Raw genomic sequence first — 21,311 nt, 5'->3', positions numbered from 1 at the left:
GCGCTCCATGGACCGCTCAGACCGTGGCGGGATCGGGTATCCGCTCGCTCGTCCGCGTTCCGTCGACCCGTCTCACGGTGCACAGGACTTTGTTGAATCCTTGATTCCACTCTTCCTCACTGGCCAGCCAACCGGAGACGGTGTGCTCCGTGTCGGACGCCCAACTCGACGCGAACTTGTTGGTACAGAGCTTGCCTCCCTGGGCGAGGGCCTTCTTGTAGTCCATGCCCGCCGCGGCCTGCGCGGTGCCGATCACCTGGTCGGTGTGCGGCTCACCACAGTCCGCCAGGTGAGCATCGAAGCTCTTGCCCTTCTCCGCGTAACTCCAGCAGTCCCCGGTGCCCATCTGAGTGGGCCACAGAGTCACCCCCGCGTCCCGGAACCGCCCCACTTCGCCGCCTATCGCGACATGGCGTCCGAGCACGAGACATGCCGTACCGCCCTTGGCCGCGCCGAACCCGTCCTTCGTCGGCGCGACGGCGTAGACACCCGCGTCGGGCAGGGCGTCGGCCGTCGCCGCGCTCTGGCTGGTGCAGCGCTGCGCGCCATGGGCGAGGGCGTCGGCGTAGTCGTCGGCCGTGTCGACGGCCACGACCTGGCCGTCCGGCCAGTCCTTGGCGCAGTTCACGACGCCCAGGTTGAGCGCCGACTTGAAGGCGGGTCCCGACCAGACCGCCTTCACGCAGTCGCCGGCCTGCAACGGCTTGGTGAGGCCCACCTGTTCGCCGTACGGATACACCGGTCCCGTCGGTCCCGACGACGGGTTCCCTGTGGGGCGCTTCTTCGCGGTCGCGTCCTGCGTGCCGCCGTCGTCGCCGGTGAGTGAGACGGCGGCCCAGGTGCCGCCGACGACCACCAGGAGGACGCCCACGACGAGGGCGACGACGGGGATGAGGGGCCTCCTGCGGCGCGCCGGCGGCAGGGGCGGACCGGCCGTGGACCGGGTGGGCGCACCGGTCCCGGCGTACGGGTTCCACTCGTACGCGCCACTGGGGGTGGACGGGCGCCAAGGGCCGTACGCAGGCGGGGTCCCGGAGGCCGGTCCGAGCGGGCCACCGGGGGCGGCCGGGCCGCCCGGTGGAGTGTGCGGGGTGTTGGGGTTCTGCGGGTTGTAGGGGGTGTACGGGGTGTTCGGGGTCGGGGGTGCGCCTGAGGTCTGCGGGACGCCGGGGGCCTGCGGGAGGCCTGAAGTCTGCGGTGTGCCAGGAGGCGAGCCCGTGGCATGCCCGGGCGGCGCCCCGGCGACGAACCCGGGCGGCGCCCCTGCGGCGTACCCGGGTGACGGTCCGGCGGCGTACCCGGGTGACGGTCCCGCGACGTACCCCGGCGGTAGCCCCGCGGGATACCCCGGCGGTGGCCCGAACACCCCGCCCGCCGCCGTCTGCACCACCCGCTCAAGCCCGCGTGCGACCGCCTCCGGCGACGACCGCCGCAGTGGGTCCTTGACGAGTAGTCCGTGCAGCACGGAGGTCAGTTCACCCGCTCGGACGGGCGGGGTGGGTTCCTCGCCGAGCAGGGCCGTCAGAGTCGCGTACTGACCCGGCCGGTCGAAGGGGCCACGGCCCTCGACGGCGGCGTACAACGTGGCGCCGAGGGAGAAGAGGTCCGCGGCCGGGGTGGGCGGCTCGCCGCGGGCGCGCTCGGGGGCGAGATAGCCGGGCGTGCCGAGGATGCCGGCGGTGGCGGTGAGCCGGGGCTCGCGGGACTCGGGCTGGAGTGCGATCCCGTAGTCGGTGAGCAGTACGCGCGCGTAGGGATCGCCCGAAGAGTCGGGCGCCAGAAGGATGTTGGCCGGTTTCACATCCCTGTGGAGGATCCCGATCCGGTGTCCGGCGGAGAGCGCGTCGAGGACGGCCAGCCCGATCCGGGCGGCCCGAGCGGGCGACAGCGGCCCCGACTGCCTTACGACCGCCTGCAGATCGACCGCGTCCGGCACGTACTCCATGACGATCCACGGCAGTCCCTCGTGCACCACCACGTCGTGCACGGTGACCACATGGGGATGCCCGCGCAGCCGCGCCGCGTGCCGGGCCTCGCTGCGCGCACGGGCGACGCGCTGCCCATGCTCCGCCGTGTCCATCGGCACGTCGGGCAACGCGATCTCCTTCATGGAGACCTCGCAGGCCAACTCCGCGTCGTACGCGAGCCACACCCTCCCCATGCCGCCCGCGCCGAGCGTCCGCAGCAGCCGGTACCGGCCGCCGATGATCCTGCCCTCGCCCTGATCCGGCGTCTCCCCCGCCATGGCGCCTCCCCCGAGACAGCGCGCCTCCCCCCGAGGACGCATGGAACTTGTCTCTTGAAGGTAGCTTCGCACGCACCACTGACAGGAGCCCTTTTACCGACCAATCCTGATCAATATTGCGCAATCCCGTCAGAACAGGCACATGCGACTCAGCCCTTCACTCCGCGGGCTCGAGGAACCCCTGTTCCACCAGCAGCCGGATCTGCGCGGGCGTCCGGTCACGCAGCAACACCGGGTCCTCGCCGACCAATTGGGCGATGGCGTCCAGGATCCGCCCGGCGCTCAGCGTGCCGTCGCACACGCCCGCGAAGCCCGCGCCGACCGTGTCCACCTTGGTGGCCCGGCGCATCCCGCGGTGCTGGCGCAGCACCACGTGCTCCGGGTCCTCGGCGCCGGGCAGCCCGACCTGCTCCTGGACGACTTCGGCCACGAGCCTGAAGTGCCCGTCGAGCAGGGCAGCGTCGTCGCTCGCCCGCAGGTAGTCGACGCGGTCGAAGTGCGCGCGCACGGTCTCGCCGAGCGGCTGCTCGATGGAGTGCGGCCACTCCTCGACCGTGATCGAGGGCTCGGCGGCCGCCGTTCTGCGCAGCGTGATCCATCCGAAGCCCACGGCCTTGACCTTGCGGGCCTCGAACTCGTCCAGCCAGGCGTCGTACCGCGCCTGGTACTCGGCGGGGTCGTCGCGGTGGTCGCCCGCGTCGCGCAGCCACAACTCCGCGTACTGCGTGACGTCCTGCACCTCGCGCTGCACGATCCAGGCGTCACAGCCGCGCGGCACCCAGGAGCGCAGCCGGTCCTGCCACTCCTCGCCCTCCACGTGCTGCCAGTTGGCCAGGAACTGCGCGTACCCCCCGTCGCTGAGCCGGTCCCCCGCCTGCTGAACGAGCGTGCGGCACAGATCGTCCCCGCCCATCCCGCCGTCGCGGTAGGTGAGCCGGGCGCCGGGCGAGATCACGAAGGGCGGGTTCGAGACGATCAGGTCGTACGTCTCGTCGTCCGCGATCGGTTCGAAGAGGGAGCCCTCGCGCAGATCGGCCGCCGGGGCACCGGAGAGCGCGAGGGTGAGCGCGGTGATGTGCAGGGCGCGCGGGTTGAGGTCGGTCGCGGTCACCCGCGTGGCGTGCTGCGCGGCGTGCAGGGCCTGGATCCCGGAGCCGGTGCCGAGGTCGAGCGCGGAGGAGACGGGTGTACGGACGGTGATGCCGGCCAGGGTCGTGGACGCGCCGCCCACACCCAGGACGACGCCCTCCTCCCGGCTGCCGATGCCGCCCGCGCCGCCGACGGCGCACCCCAGGTCGGACACGATGAACCAGTCCTCGCCGCCGGGCCCTCCGTACGGCCGGATGTCCACGGTCGCGGCCACCTCGTCCGCGCCCGCCCGGGTCAGCCAGCCGCTCTCCAGGCAGTCCTGCACCGGCAGCACGTCCGCCACGCGCGCGTGCGGCACGGGCTGCTGGAGCAGGAGCAGCCGTACGAGCGTCTCCAGCGGTGCGTCCCCGCGGGTCGCCCGGAGCGCGGGCACGGTCTCGCTGCGCGCCAGCGCCGCGTATGCGGGGGCGCCGAGCAGGTCGAGCAGGCCGTCGGCGGTGAAGGAGGCGCCGAGCAGGGCGTCCCGCAGCCTGGCGGCGACGTCGGCGCGGTCGGACGAGGGCAACGGTGACAGGCTGGTGTGACTCACGTCCCCCATTGTGTCCGTTCCCGCCGAAAGCGACGTACATCTGTGGACAGAGCCCGTGCGAATGTGGACAAGCCCGCACGAGGAGCCCTGGGGGCTTTGCAGGGGGAGTCCTGGGGACTCTGCAGGGGAGCCGTGGGGCGCTTTGCAGAGGAGCCGTGGGGCGCTTGTGCAGGGAGCCGTGGGGCGCTTGTGCAGGGAGCCGTGGGGCGCTTGTGCAGGGAGCCGTGGGGCGCTTGCGCAGGGAGCCGTGGGCCATGCGTCGCCGAGAGCCGTGGGCTTGTGCCGGGAGCCGTGAGGCACGCGCCACGGGCCCGGTACGCGCGCGTACCGGGCTCTTTCCGGGTGCCGGACCGAATCCCGCTCTGCGGTCGCTCTCCGGGCGCTCCTCGGGGGGGGTCAGCCCTGGGTGGTCGCCGGCGAGGCTGACGCGGAGGCGGACTTGCAGCTCACCTGCTTGGCCATCGCCTTGCCGACGTCGCCCGCTTCGAGCTCCTTCAGGGCGTCGGTCCCGGTCTTGCTGAGCTTCTCAAGCTGCTTGGCGACGCCGTCGAGGCCGTCCGCGAACTTCGCCTGGTCCTTCGTGTTCAGCGCGTCGGACTGCTTCCCCAGATCGGCGTAGGAGGCGGAGAGGGCGTTGAGCTCCTTGACCGCGTTCTCCTGCTTGGTCTTGCCGCTGTCCACGTCCGGCGGGCCGGCCTTCTCGATGGCGGCCGCCATCGCCTTGTAGGCGTCGGAGATGTCCTGGAAGCCCTTGGAGTCGGCCTTCTGCACGTCCGCCGGTGCGCTCTGGTCCGTGGTCTCCTTCTGGATCGCGGTGTTGGCGGCCGCGATCTTCTGGACCTGCGGGTGCACCGCGTCACAGACCTGCTTCGCCCAGGGGTCCAGCTTGTCGTCCTTGCTACTACTACCGCTGCTGCATGCCGACAGCGCCAGCACCAGTACCGCACCGCCGGACAGTGCGGCCGTGAGCTTCTTGTTCACCGGTTTGGTCCCTTCCGTGGCTCTCGGCCCCGGAACTTACACGTCGCATGGGCGCCGCCCCTATGGCGAATTTCCGATTTAGCCCCTATTGCAGCTATTTGCGCCATGCGAGAGAAGGCTCACGACATAGGCGTCAACACACCCGAACGACGGGCGGACGGCACGTCGCTGCGTGCCGCCCGCCCGTGGGGACCTGCCCAAAGACCCGAACGCTACGAAACCACCGCGGCGTCGTGAGACTTGGACACTCGTTCCGCGTTGCCTTCGTCACCCACGGCGATCCCGCGCCGCTTGGAGATGTACACCGCGCCCACGATCACGAGGATCGAGAGTGCCGCGATCAGGATGCGCATACCGAGGTTCTTGTCGTTGCCGTACGAGAACTTCACGACCGCGGGTGCGATCAGCAGCGCCACCAGGTTCATCACCTTGAGGAGCGGGTTGATCGCGGGGCCCGCGGTGTCCTTGAAGGGGTCGCCGACGGTGTCGCCGATCACCGTGGCGGCGTGGGCCTCGCTGCCCTTGCCGCCGTGGTGGCCGTCCTCGACGAGTTTCTTCGCGTTGTCCCACGCACCGCCGGAGTTGGCGAGGAAGACCGCCATCAGCGTGCCGGTGCCGATCGCGCCCGCCAGATACGAACCGAGCGCGCCGACGCCGAGCGTGAAGCCGATGGCGATGGGCGCCAGGACGGCGAGCAGGCCCGGAGTGGCCAGCTCCCGCAGGGCGTCCTTGGTGCAGATGTCCACGACCCGCCCGTACTCCGGCTTCTCCGTGTAGTCCATGATCCCGGGGTGCTCGCGGAACTGCCGCCGCACCTCGTAGACCACGGCCCCCGCGGACCGGGACACCGCGTTGATCGCGAGGCCCGAGAACAGGAAGACGACGGCCGCGCCCGCGATCAGGCCCACGAGGTTGTTGGGCTGCGAGATGTCCATCATCAGGTTCAGCGGCGCACCAGGACCGGAGACCTTCTCGCCCACGTCGTTCGCGGCCGTGAGGATCGCGTCCCGGTACGAGCCGAAGAGCGCCGAGGCCGCGAGGACGGCCGTGGCGATGGCGATGCCCTTGGTGATGGCCTTGGTGGTGTTGCCCACCGCGTCCAGGTCGGTGAGCACCTGGGCGCCCGCGCCCGTGACGTCGCCGGACATCTCGGCGATGCCCTGCGCGTTGTCGGAGACCGGACCGAAGGTGTCCATGGCGACGATGACGCCGACCGTGGTGAGCAGACCGGTTCCGGCGAGCGCCACCGCGAACAGCGCGAGGATGATCGACGTACCGCCGAGCAGGAAGGCCCCGTAGACGCCGAGGCCGATCAGCAGGGCGGTGTAGACGGCCGATTCCAGGCCGATGGAGATACCGGCCAGGACGACGGTGGCCGCGCCGGTGAGCGAGCTCTTGCCGATGTCCCGTACGGGACGACGGGTGGTCTCGGTGAAGTAGCCGGTCAGCTGCTGGATGAGCGCGGCCAGCACGATGCCGATGGCCACCGCGATGAGCGCAAGAATCCGCGGATCGCCGTCCTTCGCCTTGATCGCCGCGTCCGTGACGCCGTCGAGGTCGGCGTACTTCCCCGGCAGGTAGACGAAGACGGCCACCGCCACCAGCACCAATGAGATCACCGCGGAGATGAAGAAGCCGCGGTTGATCGCGGACATGCCGCTGCGGTCGGAGCGTCGGGGTGCCACCGCGAAGATGCCGACCATCGCGGTGAGGACGCCGATCGCGGGCACGATCAGCGGGAAGGCGAGCCCTGAGTCGCCGAACGCCGCCTTGCCGAGGATCAGCGCGGCGACGAGCGTGACGGCGTACGACTCGAAGAGGTCCGCGGCCATGCCGGCGCAGTCGCCGACGTTGTCGCCCACGTTGTCGGCGATGGTCGCGGCATTGCGCGGATCGTCCTCCGGAATGCCCTGCTCGACCTTGCCGACCAGGTCGGCGCCGACGTCGGCGGCCTTGGTGAAGATGCCGCCGCCGACACGCATGAACATGGCGATCAGCGCCGCGCCGAGACCGAAGCCCTCCAGGACCTTCGGCGCGTCGGCCGCGTACACCAGCACCACACAGGAGGCGCCCAGCAGACCGAGCCCCACCGTGAACATGCCGACGACGCCACCGGTGCGGAAAGCGATCTTCATGGCTTTGTGCGAGACGGCGGTGAGATCCTTTTCGGGTTCGCCCTTGGCCGGAGTCGCTTCCCTTGCCGCGGCGGCCACGCGGACGTTGCTTCGTACGGCGAGCCACATGCCGGTATAACCGGTGGTCGCCGAGAACACCGCGCCGATCAAGAAGAAGATCGATCGTCCGGCGCGCTGATTCCAGTCGTCCGCGGGCAGCAGCATGAGCAGGAAGAACACCACGACGGCGAATACACCGAGCGTGCGCATCTGCCGCCCCAGGTAGGCGTTCGCGCCTTCCTGGACCGCCGCCGCGATCTTCTTCATGCTGTCGGTGCCCTCGCCGGCCGCGAGCACTTGCCGTACCAGCACCCCGGCGACCGCCAGGGCCGCCAGGGCCACGGCACCGATGACCATCACGATCAAGCGATTGTCATTGGTCAGTACTGCGGCTGCGAAGGTTGTGGGATGGTCAAACTGATGAGGGGTAGAAAGCCCCGCCATTCGTCCTCCTTGACGCCTGTGCTGAGCTCAAGATGTGGACGGATTGTAGGTACCGGAACCTGATCAAAACAGTGCCCGGTAAACGGAATTCGCCTTCACATGCCCATCAGCAAATGATCGACGGGCTTCCATGGGACCCAAAAGAAGTAATGCCCCAAAAGCGTTGACGCTTGATCCAATAATCGCTTGATTGATCGTGAATCAATTCACGAAAAGGCGGGAGCGGGTCCCGGCCGGGAGCGGGCATACAAAAAGGGCCCTGCCGAGCAGGGCCCTTCGAGTGTGTTGCGGGGGTGCGATCAGGGAACGAGCGCGGCCGGCGGCGTGGTCGGCCAGCTCATCTTGATCACTCCACCATGCTCACCGGCGGTGACTTCGACATCGTCGACGAGGCCACTGATGACCGCGAGGCCCATCTCGTCCTCCTCGGCATCCATGTCCGGATCACCCGAGGCACCGGGCGCCGTCTCACCGGGCGCCGAACGCGGCGCCTCGTCGCCGACCTCGATGGAGAACTGCTTCTCCTCCTCGATCAACGTCACCCGCACCGGCGCCGAGATGCCGCTGCTCTGGTGCAGTCCGACGGCACGAGTACAGGCCTCGCCGACGGCGAGTCTGACCTCGTCGAGGACGGCCTCGTCCACTCCAGCCCTGCGCGCCACCGCTGCCGCCACCAGTCGGGCGGTCCTGACGTGCTCGGGCAGCGCGCTGAAGCGGAGTTCAACGGTGGCCATGCATCCCCCTCAACTACGGGCGTGCTGTCAGGGGGCCGGGCCGCCGAGGCCCGGTCCCCCGTCCATTGCTTCTACCGTCTCGGACGCCACATCACTCGTGATGCCCAGAAGACGGGGTCAGTCGGTGGCCGCTACCGCTTCCTCGACCGAGGTGTGGATGGGGAACACCTTGGTGAGACCGGTGATGCGGAAGATCTTCAGAATGCGCTCCTGGTTGCAGACCAGTCGCAGCGAGCCCTCATGGGCACGCACACGCTTCAGGCCGCCCACCAGCACGCCGAGCCCGGTGGAGTCGAGGAAGTCCACGCCCTCCATGTCGACGACAAGATGAAAATTGCCGTCGTTCACCAGCTCGACCAGCTGCTCGCGCAGCTTGGGCGCGGTATATACATCGATTTCGCCACCGACCTCGACGACCGTACGATCGCCGACGGTACGGGTCGACAGGGACAGGTCCACGGATCCTCCAGCACCTTGCTATCGAGCGGTCATCCCAAGGGACACCTCGGCAGAGCCCCCGGGACGGTTCGCCAGCCGCGATGGCATTCAATCACTTACCGGCAGGCGTGCACGACGCCTTGGCCCCATTGTCCGTCACGCCAGTGACACACTCGGTGCCGATGGCCAAGAATCATCGATCCGATCGACCCTCGACGGACACCGCTTCCCGCCCCGATCCGGGCACTGTCCTGGACCGGCTCGCCTCGGGGCCGAGCCGGGCTTCGCGCATCACTCATACGGAGCACTTGCCCCCGCGGGCGGGTCGCCATGCCGTGTGGCCCGACCGGATCCGTCCAGAGGTCATCGCCGCGGTGCAGGCCGCGGGCATCGAACACCCCTGGGCCCACCAGGCGCTGGCCGCCGAGCACGCCCTGGACGGCGACTCCGTGATCGTCGCCACCGGCACCGCCTCGGGAAAGTCCCTGGCGTACCTCACACCGGTCCTGACGGCCCTTCTGGACGGCTCCGAGGCTCCGAACGGCCGGGGGGCCACCGCGCTCTATCTGGCCCCCACAAAGGCCCTCGCAGCCGATCAGCGCCGTTCGGTGAAGGAACTTTCACAACCTTTGGGCAATGCGGTTCGCCCAGCCGTGTACGACGGCGATACTCCGTTCGAGGAACGCGAGTGGGTACGGCAGTACGCCAACTACGTCCTGACCAACCCCGACATGCTGCATCGCGGGATATTGCCCTCCCATCCCCGCTGGTCCTCCTTCCTCCGCGCCCTGAAGTACGTCGTCATCGACGAGGTCCACACCTACCGCGGCGTCTTCGGCTCCCACGTGGCCCAGGTACTGCGCAGGCTGCGCCGCCTGTGCGCCCGCTACGGCTCCTCCCCCGTCTTCCTGCTGGCCTCCGCGACCGCCGCGGAGCCCTCGGTCGCCGCCCGTCGGCTGACCGGTCTCCCGGTCGTCGAGATCGCCGACGACGCCTCCCCTCGCGGCGAACTCGTGTTCGCCCTCTGGGAGCCCCCGCTCACCGAGTTGCACGGCGAGAAGGGAGCACCCGTTCGGCGTACCGCCACCGCCGAGACGGCCGACCTCCTCACCGACCTGACCCTCCAGGGAGTGCGCTCCGTCGCCTTCGTACGATCCCGCCGCGGCGCCGAGCTGATCGCGGTGATCGCCCAGGAGCGCCTCGCCGAGATCGACCGCTCACTGGCCCGGCGCGTGGCCGCCTACCGCGGCGGCTACCTCCCCGAGGAACGCCGCGCCCTGGAGCGCGCCCTGCACTCCGGAGAACTCCTCGGCCTCGCCGCCACCACGGCCCTCGAACTCGGCATCGACGTCTCCGGCCTGGACGCCGTCGTCATCGCGGGCTACCCGGGAACCCGGGCCTCCCTGTGGCAGCAGGCGGGCCGCGCCGGCCGCTCGGGGCAGGGCGCACTCGCCATCCTCGTCGCCCGCGACGACCCGCTGGACACCTTCCTCGTGCACCACCCAGAGGCCCTGTTCGAACAGCCGGTGGAATCCACCGTCCTCGACCCCGACAACCCGTACGTCCTCGCCCCGCACCTGTGCGCCGCCGCCTCCGAGATCCCCCTCACCGAAGAGGATCTGGAGCTCTTCGGCCCGGCCGCCGCGGATCTGCTGCCACAGCTGGAGGCCGCGAAGCTGCTGCGCCGGCGAACCACGGCGTGGCACTGGACCCGTCGGGAGCGGGCCGCCGACCTGACCGACATCCGCGGCGAGGGCGGCAGTCCGGTGCAGATCGTCGAGGCCGGGACCGGGCGGCTGCTCGGCACGGTCGACGCGGGCTCCGCGCACACCACGGTCCACGAGGGCGCGGTCCACCTCCACCAGGGCCGTACGTACCTGGTGAAGCATCTGGACCTGGAGGACTCCGTCGCCCTGGTCGAAGAGGCCAACCCGCCGTATTCGACGGTCGCCCGCGACACGACGTCCATCTCCGTCCTGGAGACGGACATCGAAGTCCCCTGGGGCGATGGCCGGTTGTGCTACGGCTCCGTCGAAGTCACCAACCAGGTCGTCTCCTTCCTGCGTCGTCGTGTCATCACCGGTGAAGTGCTGGGCGAGTCGAAGCTCGACCTCCCTCCTCGTACGCTCCGCACGCGCGCCGTCTGGTGGACGGTCACCGAGGACCAGCTGGACGCGGCCCGGATCAGCCCGGAGATCCTCGGCGGCGCCCTGCACGCCGCCGAGCACGCGTCGATCGGCATGCTCCCGCTGTTCGCCACCTGCGACCGCTGGGACATCGGCGGCGTGTCCATCCCGCTGCACCCTGACACGCTCCTGCCCACGGTCTTCGTCTACGACGGCCACCCGGGCGGCGCGGGGTTCGCGGAGCGCGCCTTCCACACCGCCCGCGCCTGGCTCATCGCCACCCGGCAGGCCATCGCGTCCTGCGAGTGCGAGGCCGGCTGCCCGTCCTGCATCCAGTCCCCCAAGTGCGGCAACGGGAACGAGCCGCTGCACAAACGAGGCGCCGTGCGGCTTCTCACGGAGCTGCTGCGGGGCGCGCCGGAGGGCTAGGCGCCGGCTCCTGTGGTCTCGCGGGACCGGCTCTGGACCTGACCTCCACGTCGAAGGGGCCGCCGCCCGACGCGGCCGTGACGTCCGAGATCTCGCCCTCCACGGCGCACCGCACCAGCCGGGCACGCTGGGCCCGCGCCACCCGGTCCGCCTGGGCGCAGGCCGCCGTGCCGCCGTCCGCCCAGTGGTCCGCCGCGGCGAGCGCGGCCAGGTCGGCCGCCCCCGCCGCGCGGTGCCGGACCACGACCGCCTGTCCCATGGCCAGGACGGCCCCGAACACGACACACAGCACGGCGATCGCCCCGACGGTCCAGACAGTGGCCGATCCTCTGTCCGAGCAACGGATCCGGTAGGTGTGCCATCTGTTCCGAGCGGCCGTCCGCGCGACGTGACCGCGGCTCCAGGCCGTCATCCCCTCACCACCCCCACCGTCTCCTCCGCCAGCGCCACGGCCTCGTCGCTGAGCTCCAGCGACAGTCCGTCCGGTCCCGGCGCGCTCGCCTCGACCGTGACCCGGACGAGGTCGCCCTCCCGGGTCACCGTGACCCTGGCGCCGCGCGGTGCCGCGCGGCGGGTCGTCGCCAGCACCGTGTCCGGCGGGTCCTGGCGGGCCGCCGCGCGGGCGCCCGCCCTGGCCGCGTCCACGCACTGGATCTGCGCCGACGCGGCGAGCAGGGCCCAGACGAGCGCCATTCCGACGAGCACCAGCGAGGGCAGCACCACGGCGGCCTCGGCGGTCACGAATCCCCTGTCCCCGCTCCGGTCCCAACTCCGACTCCGGTCCCAACTCCGACTCCGACTCCGGCTTCGGTCCCGATCCCGATCCCGATCCCGATCCCGATCCCGGTCCCGGTCCCGGCCCGCCGTCCCGCGTTCACATCGGCGCATTGAGCGCCCGCCCCACGATGCCCTGCAACTCCTCGCCTACCTGGCCGCTCGTCACCACCTTGTAGAGCACCGCCGCGAAGGCCACCGCCGCGAGGACACCCACCGCGTACTCGGAGGTGACCATTCCCGCGTCCCTGCGCGCCGCCAGACCCAGCAGCCACGCCCGCATCCGTACGCCCACCGTCTTGCACATCCCAACCCCCGTAAGGTTCGAACCTGTTGATCGTCCGTCGTTCACCGCACGCCGCCGCCCGTCATCCGCCACCCCCTCCCAACACCCCGTCCGCCAGCCCGATCACCACGGGCAGGACGCCCATCGCGAGGAACGCGGGAAGAAAGCACAGCCCCACGGGCGCGGTGACCATGACGGCCGCCCGGCGCGCCCGCGCCGTCGCGGTGCGGCCCCGCTCGGCGCGGGCCTCCATGGCGAGCCGCCCGACCGGCACGGCCGCCGGTACGCCCGACTCACCCGCCCGTTCCAGCAGCCGTGCCAGCGCCCCAGCGCCCGGGAGCGACGCCAACCTCCGCCATGCCTCGACCGGTTCGCCCCCGAGCCGAACCTCCGCCGAGCCCCGCGCGAGCCGCTCCCCCACCGGTCCGCCCAGGGCCTCACCCACCGCCTGCGCCGCGACCACGGGGTCCGCCCCCGCCGCGATGCAGGCGGCGACCAGGTCGGCCGCCAGGGGGAGTTGCCGGGCAGCCAGCGCCACGTCGTACTCCTCCACCGGCCCCGGTCTGCGTCGCTGCCGCCACCGCCAGGCCCCGAACCCGGCCAGCAGCCCCACCACAACCCCGGCAAGACCCCCGACCAGCACCCAGCCGGCGCACCCCGCGCCCGCCACCGGCAGCCACCGCCGCACGACGTCCCGGACCGCGAAGTGCCGCCTCTCGGACATCCTCTCCAGCGCCAGCAGCTCGGTCAGCCTTCTGCGCGCCCGTCGCTCACGCCGCGCCGCGCCGAGCGCTCGCGGCAGCCACCCCACCGCCAGCGCCCCGCACACGAGCGCCCCCAGCCTGTGGACAGCTTCCGTGCTCATGCCGCCTCCGCTCCCCTCACGATGCGCAGCGCCCACCACAGCCCCACGCCCTCCAGCACCCCACCGACCACCAGACAGCCCAGGCCCGGCCCGCTGTGCAGCAGCACGTGCAGCGGATCTGCGCCCAGCGCGGTACCGAGCAGAAGGCCCAGAACCGGCAGTCCCGCGAGCATCACCGCCGTGGATCGCGATCCCGCCAATTGGGCGCGCAGATCGGCCCGTTGGTCCCGCTCCGCGCACAGGGCCCCTTCCAGGCGGTCAAGCCCCGCCGCCAGGCCCGCGCCCCGGTCCACCGCCACCCGCCAACACGCGGCGAGCCCCACCAGCCCGTCGGCCCCCGGCTGCCATGCCGCGTCGGTGAGCGCGCCCGGCACATCACCGCCGAACCTCGCCGCCGCCAGCACCACCGCCTGCGCCTCGCCGAGCCCGCCCGAGTCGTGTGCGGCTCTCCGCAGTGCCTCGCCCGGCTGATGCCCGGCCCGCACCTCGCCGGCCAGTGCCCCGCACAGGGCGATCACCGCCTCACCCCGACGCTCCCCCGCGCGCCGCGTCTCCCCGGCCCGCCGTACTCGGCGGAGCAGCGGCATCCCGGCCGCCCCGAGGAACAGCGGCACGACGGACGCGCCCAGTACCGCGATCACCAACCCGGCGACCAGTGACCACCCTTCGGGACGCAGCCGCGCGCGCAGTCGCCGCCACTCGGCCCGTGCCCGCTCCCGCGCCGGCGGTCCGGTGGCCACCACCCCGCCACCCGCGCACAGCAGCCGTGCCCTACGTGTCCCCGCGTCCCAGCCGCCCATCAACCAGGCCGCCGCCCCGGCACACGCCATGGCCGCCCCCACCGAGATGTCACCGGCCCCCGTCACAGCCCACTCCCCTCGGTCCCGTCCCGGAGCAGCCCCCGCAGCCGCTCCCACCCCCGCTCGTACGCGAACGCCTCCGCGCCCCATCGCAGCGCGGGCACCGTCACCACCAACCCCGTCGCATCGCGCTCCAGGACATGCACCTCGGCGATCCGCCGCCGCCCGGCCCGGTCTCGTACGAGATGCAGGACCACGGACAGCGCCGCCGCCAACTGGCTGTGCAGCGCGGCCCTGTCGAGCCCTGCCGCGGTACCCAGGGCCTCCAGACGGGCCGGTACCTGCGCCGCCGCATTCGCGTGCACCGTGCCGCAGCCACCCTCATGGCCGGTGTTGAGCGCCGCCAGGAGCGACACGACCTCGGGTCCGCGCACCTCGCCGACGACCAGCCGGTCCGGTCGCATGCGCAGGGCCTGGCGGACCAGATCCTGCAGCGCCACGAGTCCGACGCCCTCCTGGTTGGCCGGCCGCCCCTCCAGCCGCACCACATGGGGATGGTCGGGCCGCAGCTCCGCCGAATCCTCGGCCAGCACGATCCGCTCCCCGGCACCGACCAGCCCCAGCAGCGCGCTCAGCAGGGTCGTCTTGCCGCTTCCGGTGCCACCGCTGATCAGGAACGACAGCCGGGCGTCCAGCAGGGCTCTGAGTACCCGGTCCCCGCCGGGCGGGACTGTTCCCGCCTTCACCAACTCGTCGAGGGTGAAAGCGCGCGGCCGTACGACCCGCAGCGACAGGCAGGTGGAGCCGACGGCCACCGGGGGCAGCACCGCGTGCAGGCGGGTGCCGTCCGGAAGCCGGGCGTCGACCCAGGGACGGGCGTCGTCGAGCCTTCGCCCGGCCACGGCCGCGAGGCGCTGCGCGAGGCGTCGTACGGCCGCCGCGTCCGGAAAGGACACGCTCGTCAGTTCCAGGCCACCGCCCCGGTCCACCCACACCCGGTCCGGCGCGGACACCAGGACGTCGGTCACCGACGGGTCGGCGAGCAGTGGTTCCAGCGGCCCACTGCCGACCAGCTCGGAGCGCAACCGCTCGGCGGCGCCGAGGACTTCGGCGTCGCCGAGCACTCGCCCCTGCTCGCGCAGGGCCTGTGCCACGCGCGCGGGTGTCGGCTCCGACCCGCTCTCGGCGAGCCACTGCCGTACGCCGTCCAGCAGTCCCGTGCCGGACCCCACGCCCGTGCTCGCCTCCCGGCTCATACGCCCCCGCCTTCCACCGGAACCCGCTGCCAGAAGGCCGTGCAGAACCGGGCGAGCGGTCCCCGCGCCGCTCCCCCGGGTGGCACACCGGCGTCCAGCGGCGCGGATTCCGCGGGCACCTCGCCGACCAGCGGCAGTCCGAGCAGGCGGGCCACCTCGCGGTCGTCGAGGCCCGGCGCATAGGGGCCGCGGACCGCGACACGCAGATCGCGCAGGACCATGCCGACCACGGACGCCACCCGTTTGGCCGCCGCGACGGCACGCAGATCGGCGGGAACGACCAGCAGTCCGAGGTCGAGCTGGGCGAGGGCTTCCGCGACTCCTTCGTCGACGCGGCGGGGCAGGTCGACGACCACGGTGCCGCCGCGCCGTCTGGCGGCGGCCAGGACCGCGCGGACGGCCTGCGCCGGGATGGTGACGGAGTCGCCGCGGTCCCAGCTGAGGACGCGCAGCGCGTGCAGCTCGGGAAGGGACTCCTCCAGGGCGCCGCCGCCGACCCTGCCGCGGGAGGCGGCGAACGCCGGCCAGCGCAGGCCTTCGGCGGCCTCTCCACCCAGGAGTACGTCGAGTCCGCCACCCAGGGGATCCGCGTCCACGAGCAGGGTGCGGCGTCCCTCGCGCGCAGAGGTGACGGCGAGCGCGCAGGCCAGCGTGGAGGCTCCGGCCCCGCCGCGGCCGCCGATCACGCCGACGGTGAGCGCGGGTCGGCCGACTCCCTCGGCCACGTCGGCGATGCGGTCGACGAGCCACTGCTCGCCGTCCGGAAGCATCAGGACGTGGTCGGCTCCGATCTCGACAGCCCGTTTCCAGACGCCGGAGTCGTCCTGGTCCCGGCCGACCAGCACGACTCCGCGTCGGCGCGCTGCTCCGCGTACGCGCCGCGCCGCGTCGTCGCCGACCAGGACGAGGGGTGCCGCCTCCCAGCTGCCGCGGCCCTCAGGCACCCCGTGGTGGACCTCCGGCCTCGCGCCCGCCGCGGCGCACAGGCGCAGCAGGTCGTCGAGGAGTTCGGCGTCCTCCGTGACGATCAATGGTCCGCCCTGCCGCCCGTCGGCGGCGGGTGGCAGGTCGTGTGTGATGGCTCCCGCCACGATCTCCAGCCCCCTTCGCTGCTCCTTGCGCGGAGCTCGCAAGGTCCTCCGCGGACCCGCGATTCCCGCTCGTGTGAAGAACCGGCACGCGGCCTCCATATGAACGGCCGATACGAACCGGCCAAACGCGTCCGACAAACGGAACCCGCCATGAACTTGCCGCGAGGAACTCGCCGCGAGCGGGACGCGCTGGAATCACGGTGCAGCGATCCAGAAAATCGTGTGGATCTTGGTCGATAACTGTGGACAACTCAGTGGTTGTGAATATCGCCTTCACCCATACCGGTGAGTCGCCTGTGACTTCCGCAGAGCAGCCTCACGGATACGCAGAGTGACGAATCACGGGCACGCGGAAGGAACGGCCACAGCGGTGACAACGGGGTCCCGGGGCCGTGCGAAAGAGGGGAAAAACCCATCCGGACATGCGACGACCCCCGCCGGGGGGGAGAGCGGGGGTCGTCCCCACGGCCGACTCGGGGGGGGAGGAGCCGGACCGGGTTAGCACGGTCGCGAACGATCCGTGACTTCCATGGTGTACCCGAGAGCCCTCTCAGGCAAACCCACGCGCCCCACACTAGCCCGAATGGTGGGCGCATATGCTCGGGCTCGTGGAAAACCACTCCTTGCCTCGCACGGCAGCCTTCTTTGACCTGGACAAGACGGTCATTGCGAAGTCGAGCACGCTCACGTTCAGCAAGTCGTTCTACCAAGGCGGGCTGATCAACCGAAGGGCCGTGTTGCGCACCGCATATGCCCAGTTCGTGTTCATGGCGGGCGGCGCGGACCACGATCAGATGGAGCGGATGCGCGCATACCTGTCCGCGCTGTGCCGGGGCTGGAACGTCCAGCAGGTCAGGGAGATCGTCGCCGAGACGCTGCACGACCTGATCGACCCGATCATTTACGACGAGGCCGCCTCCCTCATCGAGGAGCACCACAGCGCCGGGCGCGACGTCGTGATCGTCTCCACGTCCGGGGCGGAGGTGGTCGAGCCGATCGGAGAGCTGCTCGGCGCGGACCGGGTGGTGGCCACGCGCATGGTCGTCGGCGAGGACGGCTGCTTCACCGGGGAAGTGGAGTACTACGCGTACGGTCCGACGAAGGCCGAGGCGGTCAAGGAGCTGGCCGCGTCCGAGGGGTACGACCTCGCGCGCTGCTACGCCTACAGCGACTCCGCGACCGACGTTCCGATGCTGGAGGCCGTCGGCCATCCCCACGCGGTGAATCCGGACCGTGCGCTGCGGCGCGAGGCGCTTGCCCGCTCGTGGCCGATTCTGGACTTCCACCGGCCGGTCCGGCTCAAGCAGCGGCTGCCCGCGCTGTCGGTGCCGCCGCGTCCGGCGCTCGTCGCTGCGGCCGCGATAGGAGCGGCGGCGGCCACGGCGGGGCTCGTCTGGTACGCGAGCAAACGGCGCACGACGGTGGTGTGAGCGCGTCACGCGTGTGCGTGCGGCACATCTACGTCCCGATTCACTCCCATTTGAACCTAAAAGTAAAGAAGTGCAGTCAGGGGTTCCGCTTCCTCTGGACCAGGAGTAGAAAGGGTTTAACGGCCCGCGAGACCAAGGATATCCGAAAGGATCACCTTCAAACGCAACCAAGGCCCCACGGACCGCGCATGGACATCGAGCACCCACGCGACGTCGACCCGTCGATTACGGGCCAGCCGCACCAGGTGACGGGCAGGAGTTCCCGACCTGATGGGCAACATATCGAGGACGCTTGGTAACCCGGTGAGCATGCCAGCGGCGGTACGAAAACTCGTACCGCCGCAACCCTGTCCGGGGACTTACGCCGCGCCGCGCTGAAGCGCCTCGCAGACGGCTGTCGACTCCCTGGCTCCCAGTTCAATCGCTCTGCCGCAGTGGGCGATCCAGGTCGCCATGCCCTCCGGGGTGCCGGAGACATAGCCTTCCAGTGCCGCCAGGTAGGCCGCGCGGCCCGGCTCGGCGTGACCGACCTCCGCCGGGCAGACGGATTTGGGGTCGAGGCCGCTGCCGACCAGGACGATGCGCTCGGCCGCGCGTGCAACCAGGCCGTTGTGGGTGCCGAAGGGGCGCAGGGCGAGCAGTTCGCCGTGCACGACGGCAGCCGTCACCAGGGCCGGCGCCGAACCACCCGCGATGATCAGCTGCGAGAGCCCTTCGAGTCGGCCGGCCACCTCGGTCGCGTCCGGCAGGGGCAGGTCGACGAGCGGCTCGTCGACCGGTTCGCCGTCCTGGCGGGGCCGGCCGACGGTGTCCTCCTCGCCCGCCGCCGCGACGAGGTGCAGCCGGGCCAGCACCCGGAGGGGCGACTGTCGCCAGATGGACAGGAGTTGGCCCGCCTCGGCGGTCAGCCGCAGGGCCGCGCCGACCGTGCGGGCCTCGTCGTCACCACTGAAGTCGGTGCGGCGGCGTACCTCTTCGAGGGCCCAGTCGGCACCGGACAGCGCCGCGGAACCACGGGCGCCCCGCAGTGCGGCCTCGGAAGTGATCTCGTTGCTGCGGCGCCGCATGATCCGGTGTCCGTAGACCCGGTCCACCGCTTTGCGGACGGACTCGACGGATTCGGCCACGCCGGGCAGCGAGCCCAGGGCCGCGAGCGGATCGGCGGTCGCGCCTGTCGTACTCATGAGTACGACCCTACGCACCCCGGCGGCCCACCCCACGAAGGAGTGGTCTTCTTCACGTCACCAGGGCACTGTGCGCAATCACCCCACTACCCTTGGTGAACATGAAAATTGCTTTCGTAGGGAAGGGCGGCAGCGGCAAGACGACCCTGTCCTCCCTCTTCATCCGCCACCTCGCGGCCTCGGGATCGCCGGTCGTCGCGGTGGACGCCGACATCAACCAACACCTGGGGGCCGCCCTCGGCCTCGACGAGGCGGTGGCCGCCGGGCTGCCCGCCATGGGCCCGCGGCTAAAGCTGATCAAGGACTACCTGCGCGGCTCCAATCCACGGATCACGTCCGCCGAGACGATGATCAAGACGACCCCGCCCGGTGAGGGGTCCCGCCTGCTGCGGGTGCGCGAGAACAACCCGGTGTACGACGCCTGCGCACGGCCGGTGGAACTCGACGGCGGTGCCGTCCGTTTGATGGTCACCGGCCCGTTCAGCGAGGCCGATTTGGGAGTGGCGTGCTACCACTCCAAGACCGGTGCAGTGGAGCTCTGCCTGAACCATCTCGTGGACGGCCAGAGCGAGTACGTCGTCGTCGACATGACGGCGGGCTCCGACTCCTTCGCGTCCGGCATGTTCACCCGCTTCGACATCACGTTCCTCGTCGCCGAGCCGACCCGGAAGGGGGTCTCCGTCTATCGGCAGTACAAGGAGTACGCCCGCGACTTCGGAGTCATCCTGAAGGTCGTCGGCAACAAGGTGCAGGGCCAGGACGACATCGACTTCCTCCGCGCCGAGGTCGGCGACGACCTCCTGGTCACAGTCGGGCACTCGGACTGGGTGCGTGCCATGGAGAAGGGCCGCCCACCACGGTTCGAGCTCCTGGAGGACGCCAACCGCCGCTCCCTGCGCACCTTGCAGACCGCCGCCGACGCCACGTACGAGCTGCGGGACTGGGAGCGCTACACGCGCCAGATGGTGCACTTCCACCTGAAGAACGCGGGCAGTTGGGGCAACGAGAGGACCGGGGCCGACCTGGCGGCGCAGGTCGACCCCGGTTTCGTGCTGGGAGAGGGACTGGTGGCTACGGCTTGAGGGCCGGCGCCCCGGGGATGCCCTTCGGGGCCGGGGCGGGGCGGCCCGACAGGAAGGACGCCCAGCCCTGCTTCGGGACCTCTCCGACGTTGAGGCCGCGCAGCCTGTCCAGCGTGGCCGGGTCCTGGGCGTCGAGCCAGTCGGCGAGTTGCCGGAAGGAGACGCAGCGGACGTCGGGCTTGTTGCAGACGTTCTCCACGACCTGGTCGATGGCACGCATGTAGGTGCCGCCGTTCCAGGACTCGAAGTGGTTGCCGATGATCAGCGGCGCGCGGTTGCCGTCGTAGGCGCGGTCGAAGCCCTTCAGCAGGCCGTCACGCATTTGGTTGCCCCAGTACTCCTGCTTGTCGGGGTCGCCCTGGGTCCGTGTACCCGACTGGTTGACCATGAAGTTGTAGTCCATGGTGAGCTGCTCGAAGGTGTGCCCGGGGAAGGGGACCAGCTGCATCGACAGATCCCACAGGCCGTTCTTCTTCTTGGGCCATACCTGGTTGTTGACGCCGCTGGTGTCATAGCGGAAGCCCAGCTGCCGGGCCGCCTTCATGAAGTTCTTCTGGCCCTCCAGGCACGGGGTGCGGGCGCCGATGAGCTCCTTGTCGTAGTCGAAGGGCAGCGGAGCCGCGTTCTTCATGGCCGCGTTGGTCTTCCAGGACTTCACGAACGCCTTCGCCTGGGCGATCTCGCTCTTCCACTCGGCGACCGACCACTCGCCGACACCGCCGTCCGCGCCACAGAAATGGCCATTGAAGTGCGTGCCGATCTCGTTGCCCTCCAGCCACGCACCGCGTAGCTGCTCGACGGTGTCCCTGATGCCCTTCTCGTCGTTGAAGCCGATCTCCGAGCTACCCGGCGAGTGCTCCGGCGGCTTGTACAGCTCGCGCTTGTCCTCCGGCAGCAGGTACACGCCGCTCAGGAAGTACGTCATCGTCGCCCCGTTGGCCTTGGCGACGTTGCGGAAGTGCGAGAAGAGCTTCTGACTGTCCTCGCCGGCGCCGTCCCACGAGAAGACCACGAACTGCGGGGGCTTCTGACCGGGCTTCAGCCGCTCGGGCTTGGGCAGATGCGGCTGCGCTCCGGTGTACGCGGTGGAGCCGTCGCCGATCAGGCGGACCGCGCTCTGGGGCGCCGGCGCCCCCGCCTCGTTCGCGCCGTGCGCGCCTTCGTTGGAACCGGTGGTGCCGGTGGCGCAACCGGCGAGCGCCGTGGCGCAGGCCGCGGCGACTGCTGCGCCCGCGGCGATCCTCTGGGTGGTGGCCATCTCCGCCCACCTTCTTCCTTCTGTCAGAGCAACGCC

18 protein-coding genes are annotated in these 21,311 nt (G+C 70.9%); 3 read left to right on the top strand and 15 right to left on the bottom strand.

Translation table 11 applies throughout. From position 1 onward, the window contains the following. Positions 1-16 precede the first annotated feature (16 nt). The 6 genes from FNV62_RS28505 to bldG all read right to left on the bottom strand — a co-directional run bounded on the left by FNV62_RS28505 (position 17) and on the right by bldG (position 8,715). Positions 17-2,245 (bottom strand): serine/threonine-protein kinase, encoded by a 2,229-nt coding sequence (locus FNV62_RS28505; protein WP_143627524.1) that lies wholly within the window; start codon positions 2,243-2,245, stop codon positions 17-19. A gap of 157 nt (positions 2,246-2,402) precedes the next feature. Further along, the gene (locus FNV62_RS28500; protein ID WP_388148747.1) at positions 2,403-3,932 is read right to left on the bottom strand and encodes a methyltransferase; all 1,530 of its coding nucleotides are present in this window, start codon (positions 3,930-3,932) and stop codon (positions 2,403-2,405) included. A 387-nt stretch (positions 3,933-4,319) separates the two neighbouring features. After that, positions 4,320-4,904 carry a hypothetical protein gene (locus tag FNV62_RS28495; protein WP_054237422.1) on the bottom strand — a complete coding sequence of 195 codons (585 nt, stop codon included), beginning with the start codon at positions 4,902-4,904 and terminating at the stop codon, positions 4,320-4,322. Between the two features lie 212 nt (positions 4,905-5,116). Continuing rightward, positions 5,117-7,522, bottom strand: a complete 2,406-nt coding sequence (locus tag FNV62_RS28490; RefSeq protein WP_054237421.1) for a sodium-translocating pyrophosphatase — start codon at positions 7,520-7,522, stop codon at positions 5,117-5,119. Positions 7,523-7,821: 299 nt separating this feature from the next. Next, complete coding sequence (locus FNV62_RS28485) at positions 7,822-8,256, bottom strand: ATP-binding protein (protein WP_054237420.1); 435 nt, start codon at positions 8,254-8,256, stop codon at positions 7,822-7,824. 117 nt (positions 8,257-8,373) lie between these two features. Further along, entirely contained in the window at positions 8,374-8,715 is a 342-nt protein-coding gene (bldG, locus tag FNV62_RS28480) for an anti-sigma factor antagonist BldG (RefSeq protein ID WP_010986038.1), read from the bottom strand. An 80-nt stretch (positions 8,716-8,795) separates the two neighbouring features. Between bldG and FNV62_RS28475 the strand changes: the two genes are divergently transcribed. Next, positions 8,796-11,249 carry a DEAD/DEAH box helicase gene (locus tag FNV62_RS28475; protein WP_164331776.1) on the top strand — a complete coding sequence of 818 codons (2,454 nt, stop codon included), beginning with the start codon at positions 8,796-8,798 and terminating at the stop codon, positions 11,247-11,249. Here the strand turns inward: FNV62_RS28475 and FNV62_RS28470 are convergent. The 7 genes from FNV62_RS28470 to ssd form a co-directional block, all read right to left on the bottom strand. Beyond that, positions 11,215-11,661 carry an Rv3654c family TadE-like protein gene (locus FNV62_RS28470; RefSeq protein ID WP_097285650.1) on the bottom strand — a complete coding sequence of 149 codons (447 nt, stop codon included), beginning with the start codon at positions 11,659-11,661 and terminating at the stop codon, positions 11,215-11,217. The genes FNV62_RS28475 and FNV62_RS28470 overlap by 35 nt on opposite strands. After that, the gene (locus tag FNV62_RS28465) at positions 11,658-12,137 is read right to left on the bottom strand and encodes a TadE family type IV pilus minor pilin (RefSeq protein ID WP_143627518.1); all 480 of its coding nucleotides are present in this window, start codon (positions 12,135-12,137) and stop codon (positions 11,658-11,660) included. The genes FNV62_RS28470 and FNV62_RS28465 overlap by 4 nt, the downstream gene beginning before the upstream one ends. Beyond that, on the bottom strand, positions 12,124-12,330 hold the full coding sequence (locus FNV62_RS28460) for a DUF4244 domain-containing protein (RefSeq protein WP_054237417.1): 207 nt from the start codon (positions 12,328-12,330) through the stop codon (positions 12,124-12,126). The genes FNV62_RS28465 and FNV62_RS28460 overlap by 14 nt, the downstream gene beginning before the upstream one ends. A 61-nt stretch (positions 12,331-12,391) precedes the next feature. Continuing rightward, the gene (locus tag FNV62_RS28455; RefSeq protein WP_143627516.1) at positions 12,392-13,174 is read right to left on the bottom strand and encodes a type II secretion system F family protein; all 783 of its coding nucleotides are present in this window, start codon (positions 13,172-13,174) and stop codon (positions 12,392-12,394) included. After that, the gene (locus FNV62_RS28450; protein WP_225900879.1) at positions 13,171-14,004 is read right to left on the bottom strand and encodes a type II secretion system F family protein; all 834 of its coding nucleotides are present in this window, start codon (positions 14,002-14,004) and stop codon (positions 13,171-13,173) included. The genes FNV62_RS28455 and FNV62_RS28450 overlap by 4 nt, the downstream gene beginning before the upstream one ends. Positions 14,005-14,036: 32 nt before the next feature. Next, positions 14,037-15,230, bottom strand: coding sequence for a TadA family conjugal transfer-associated ATPase (locus FNV62_RS28445; protein WP_143627512.1), 1,194 nt, complete (start codon positions 15,228-15,230; stop codon positions 14,037-14,039). Next, a complete protein-coding gene (ssd, locus tag FNV62_RS28440) occupies positions 15,227-16,321 on the bottom strand; it encodes a septum site-determining protein Ssd (protein WP_075033559.1) in 1,095 nt (364 codons plus the stop codon). Before ssd ends, FNV62_RS28445 begins: the two co-directional genes overlap by 4 nt. Before the next feature lie 596 nt (positions 16,322-16,917). Between ssd and FNV62_RS28435 the strand changes: the two genes are divergently transcribed. Then, positions 16,918-17,751 carry an HAD family hydrolase gene (locus FNV62_RS28435; RefSeq protein ID WP_097285646.1) on the top strand — a complete coding sequence of 278 codons (834 nt, stop codon included), beginning with the start codon at positions 16,918-16,920 and terminating at the stop codon, positions 17,749-17,751. A gap of 359 nt (positions 17,752-18,110) precedes the next feature. On the opposite strand, the gene FNV62_RS28430 is transcribed toward FNV62_RS28435, so the two are convergent. Continuing rightward, entirely contained in the window at positions 18,111-18,935 is an 825-nt protein-coding gene (locus tag FNV62_RS28430; protein ID WP_143602465.1) for an oxidoreductase, read from the bottom strand. 101 nt (positions 18,936-19,036) lie between these two features. Between FNV62_RS28430 and FNV62_RS28425 the strand changes: the two genes are divergently transcribed. Continuing rightward, on the top strand, positions 19,037-20,017 hold the full coding sequence (locus tag FNV62_RS28425; RefSeq protein ID WP_054237410.1) for an ATP-binding protein: 981 nt from the start codon (positions 19,037-19,039) through the stop codon (positions 20,015-20,017). Here the strand turns inward: FNV62_RS28425 and FNV62_RS28420 are convergent. Further along, entirely contained in the window at positions 20,007-21,275 is a 1,269-nt protein-coding gene (locus FNV62_RS28420; RefSeq protein WP_054237409.1) for a hypothetical protein, read from the bottom strand. The genes FNV62_RS28425 and FNV62_RS28420 overlap by 11 nt on opposite strands. Between the last annotated feature and the right edge of the window lie 36 nt (positions 21,276-21,311).

Origin of the sequence: Streptomyces sp. RLB3-17 (assembly GCF_007113425.2) — a bacterium.
GTDB classification, from domain to species: Bacteria; Actinomycetota; Actinomycetes; order Streptomycetales; family Streptomycetaceae; genus Streptomyces; species Streptomyces mirabilis_D.
The sequence above is the reverse complement of the archived record's forward strand: the minus strand, read 5'-3'. Positions and strand labels throughout refer to the sequence as shown.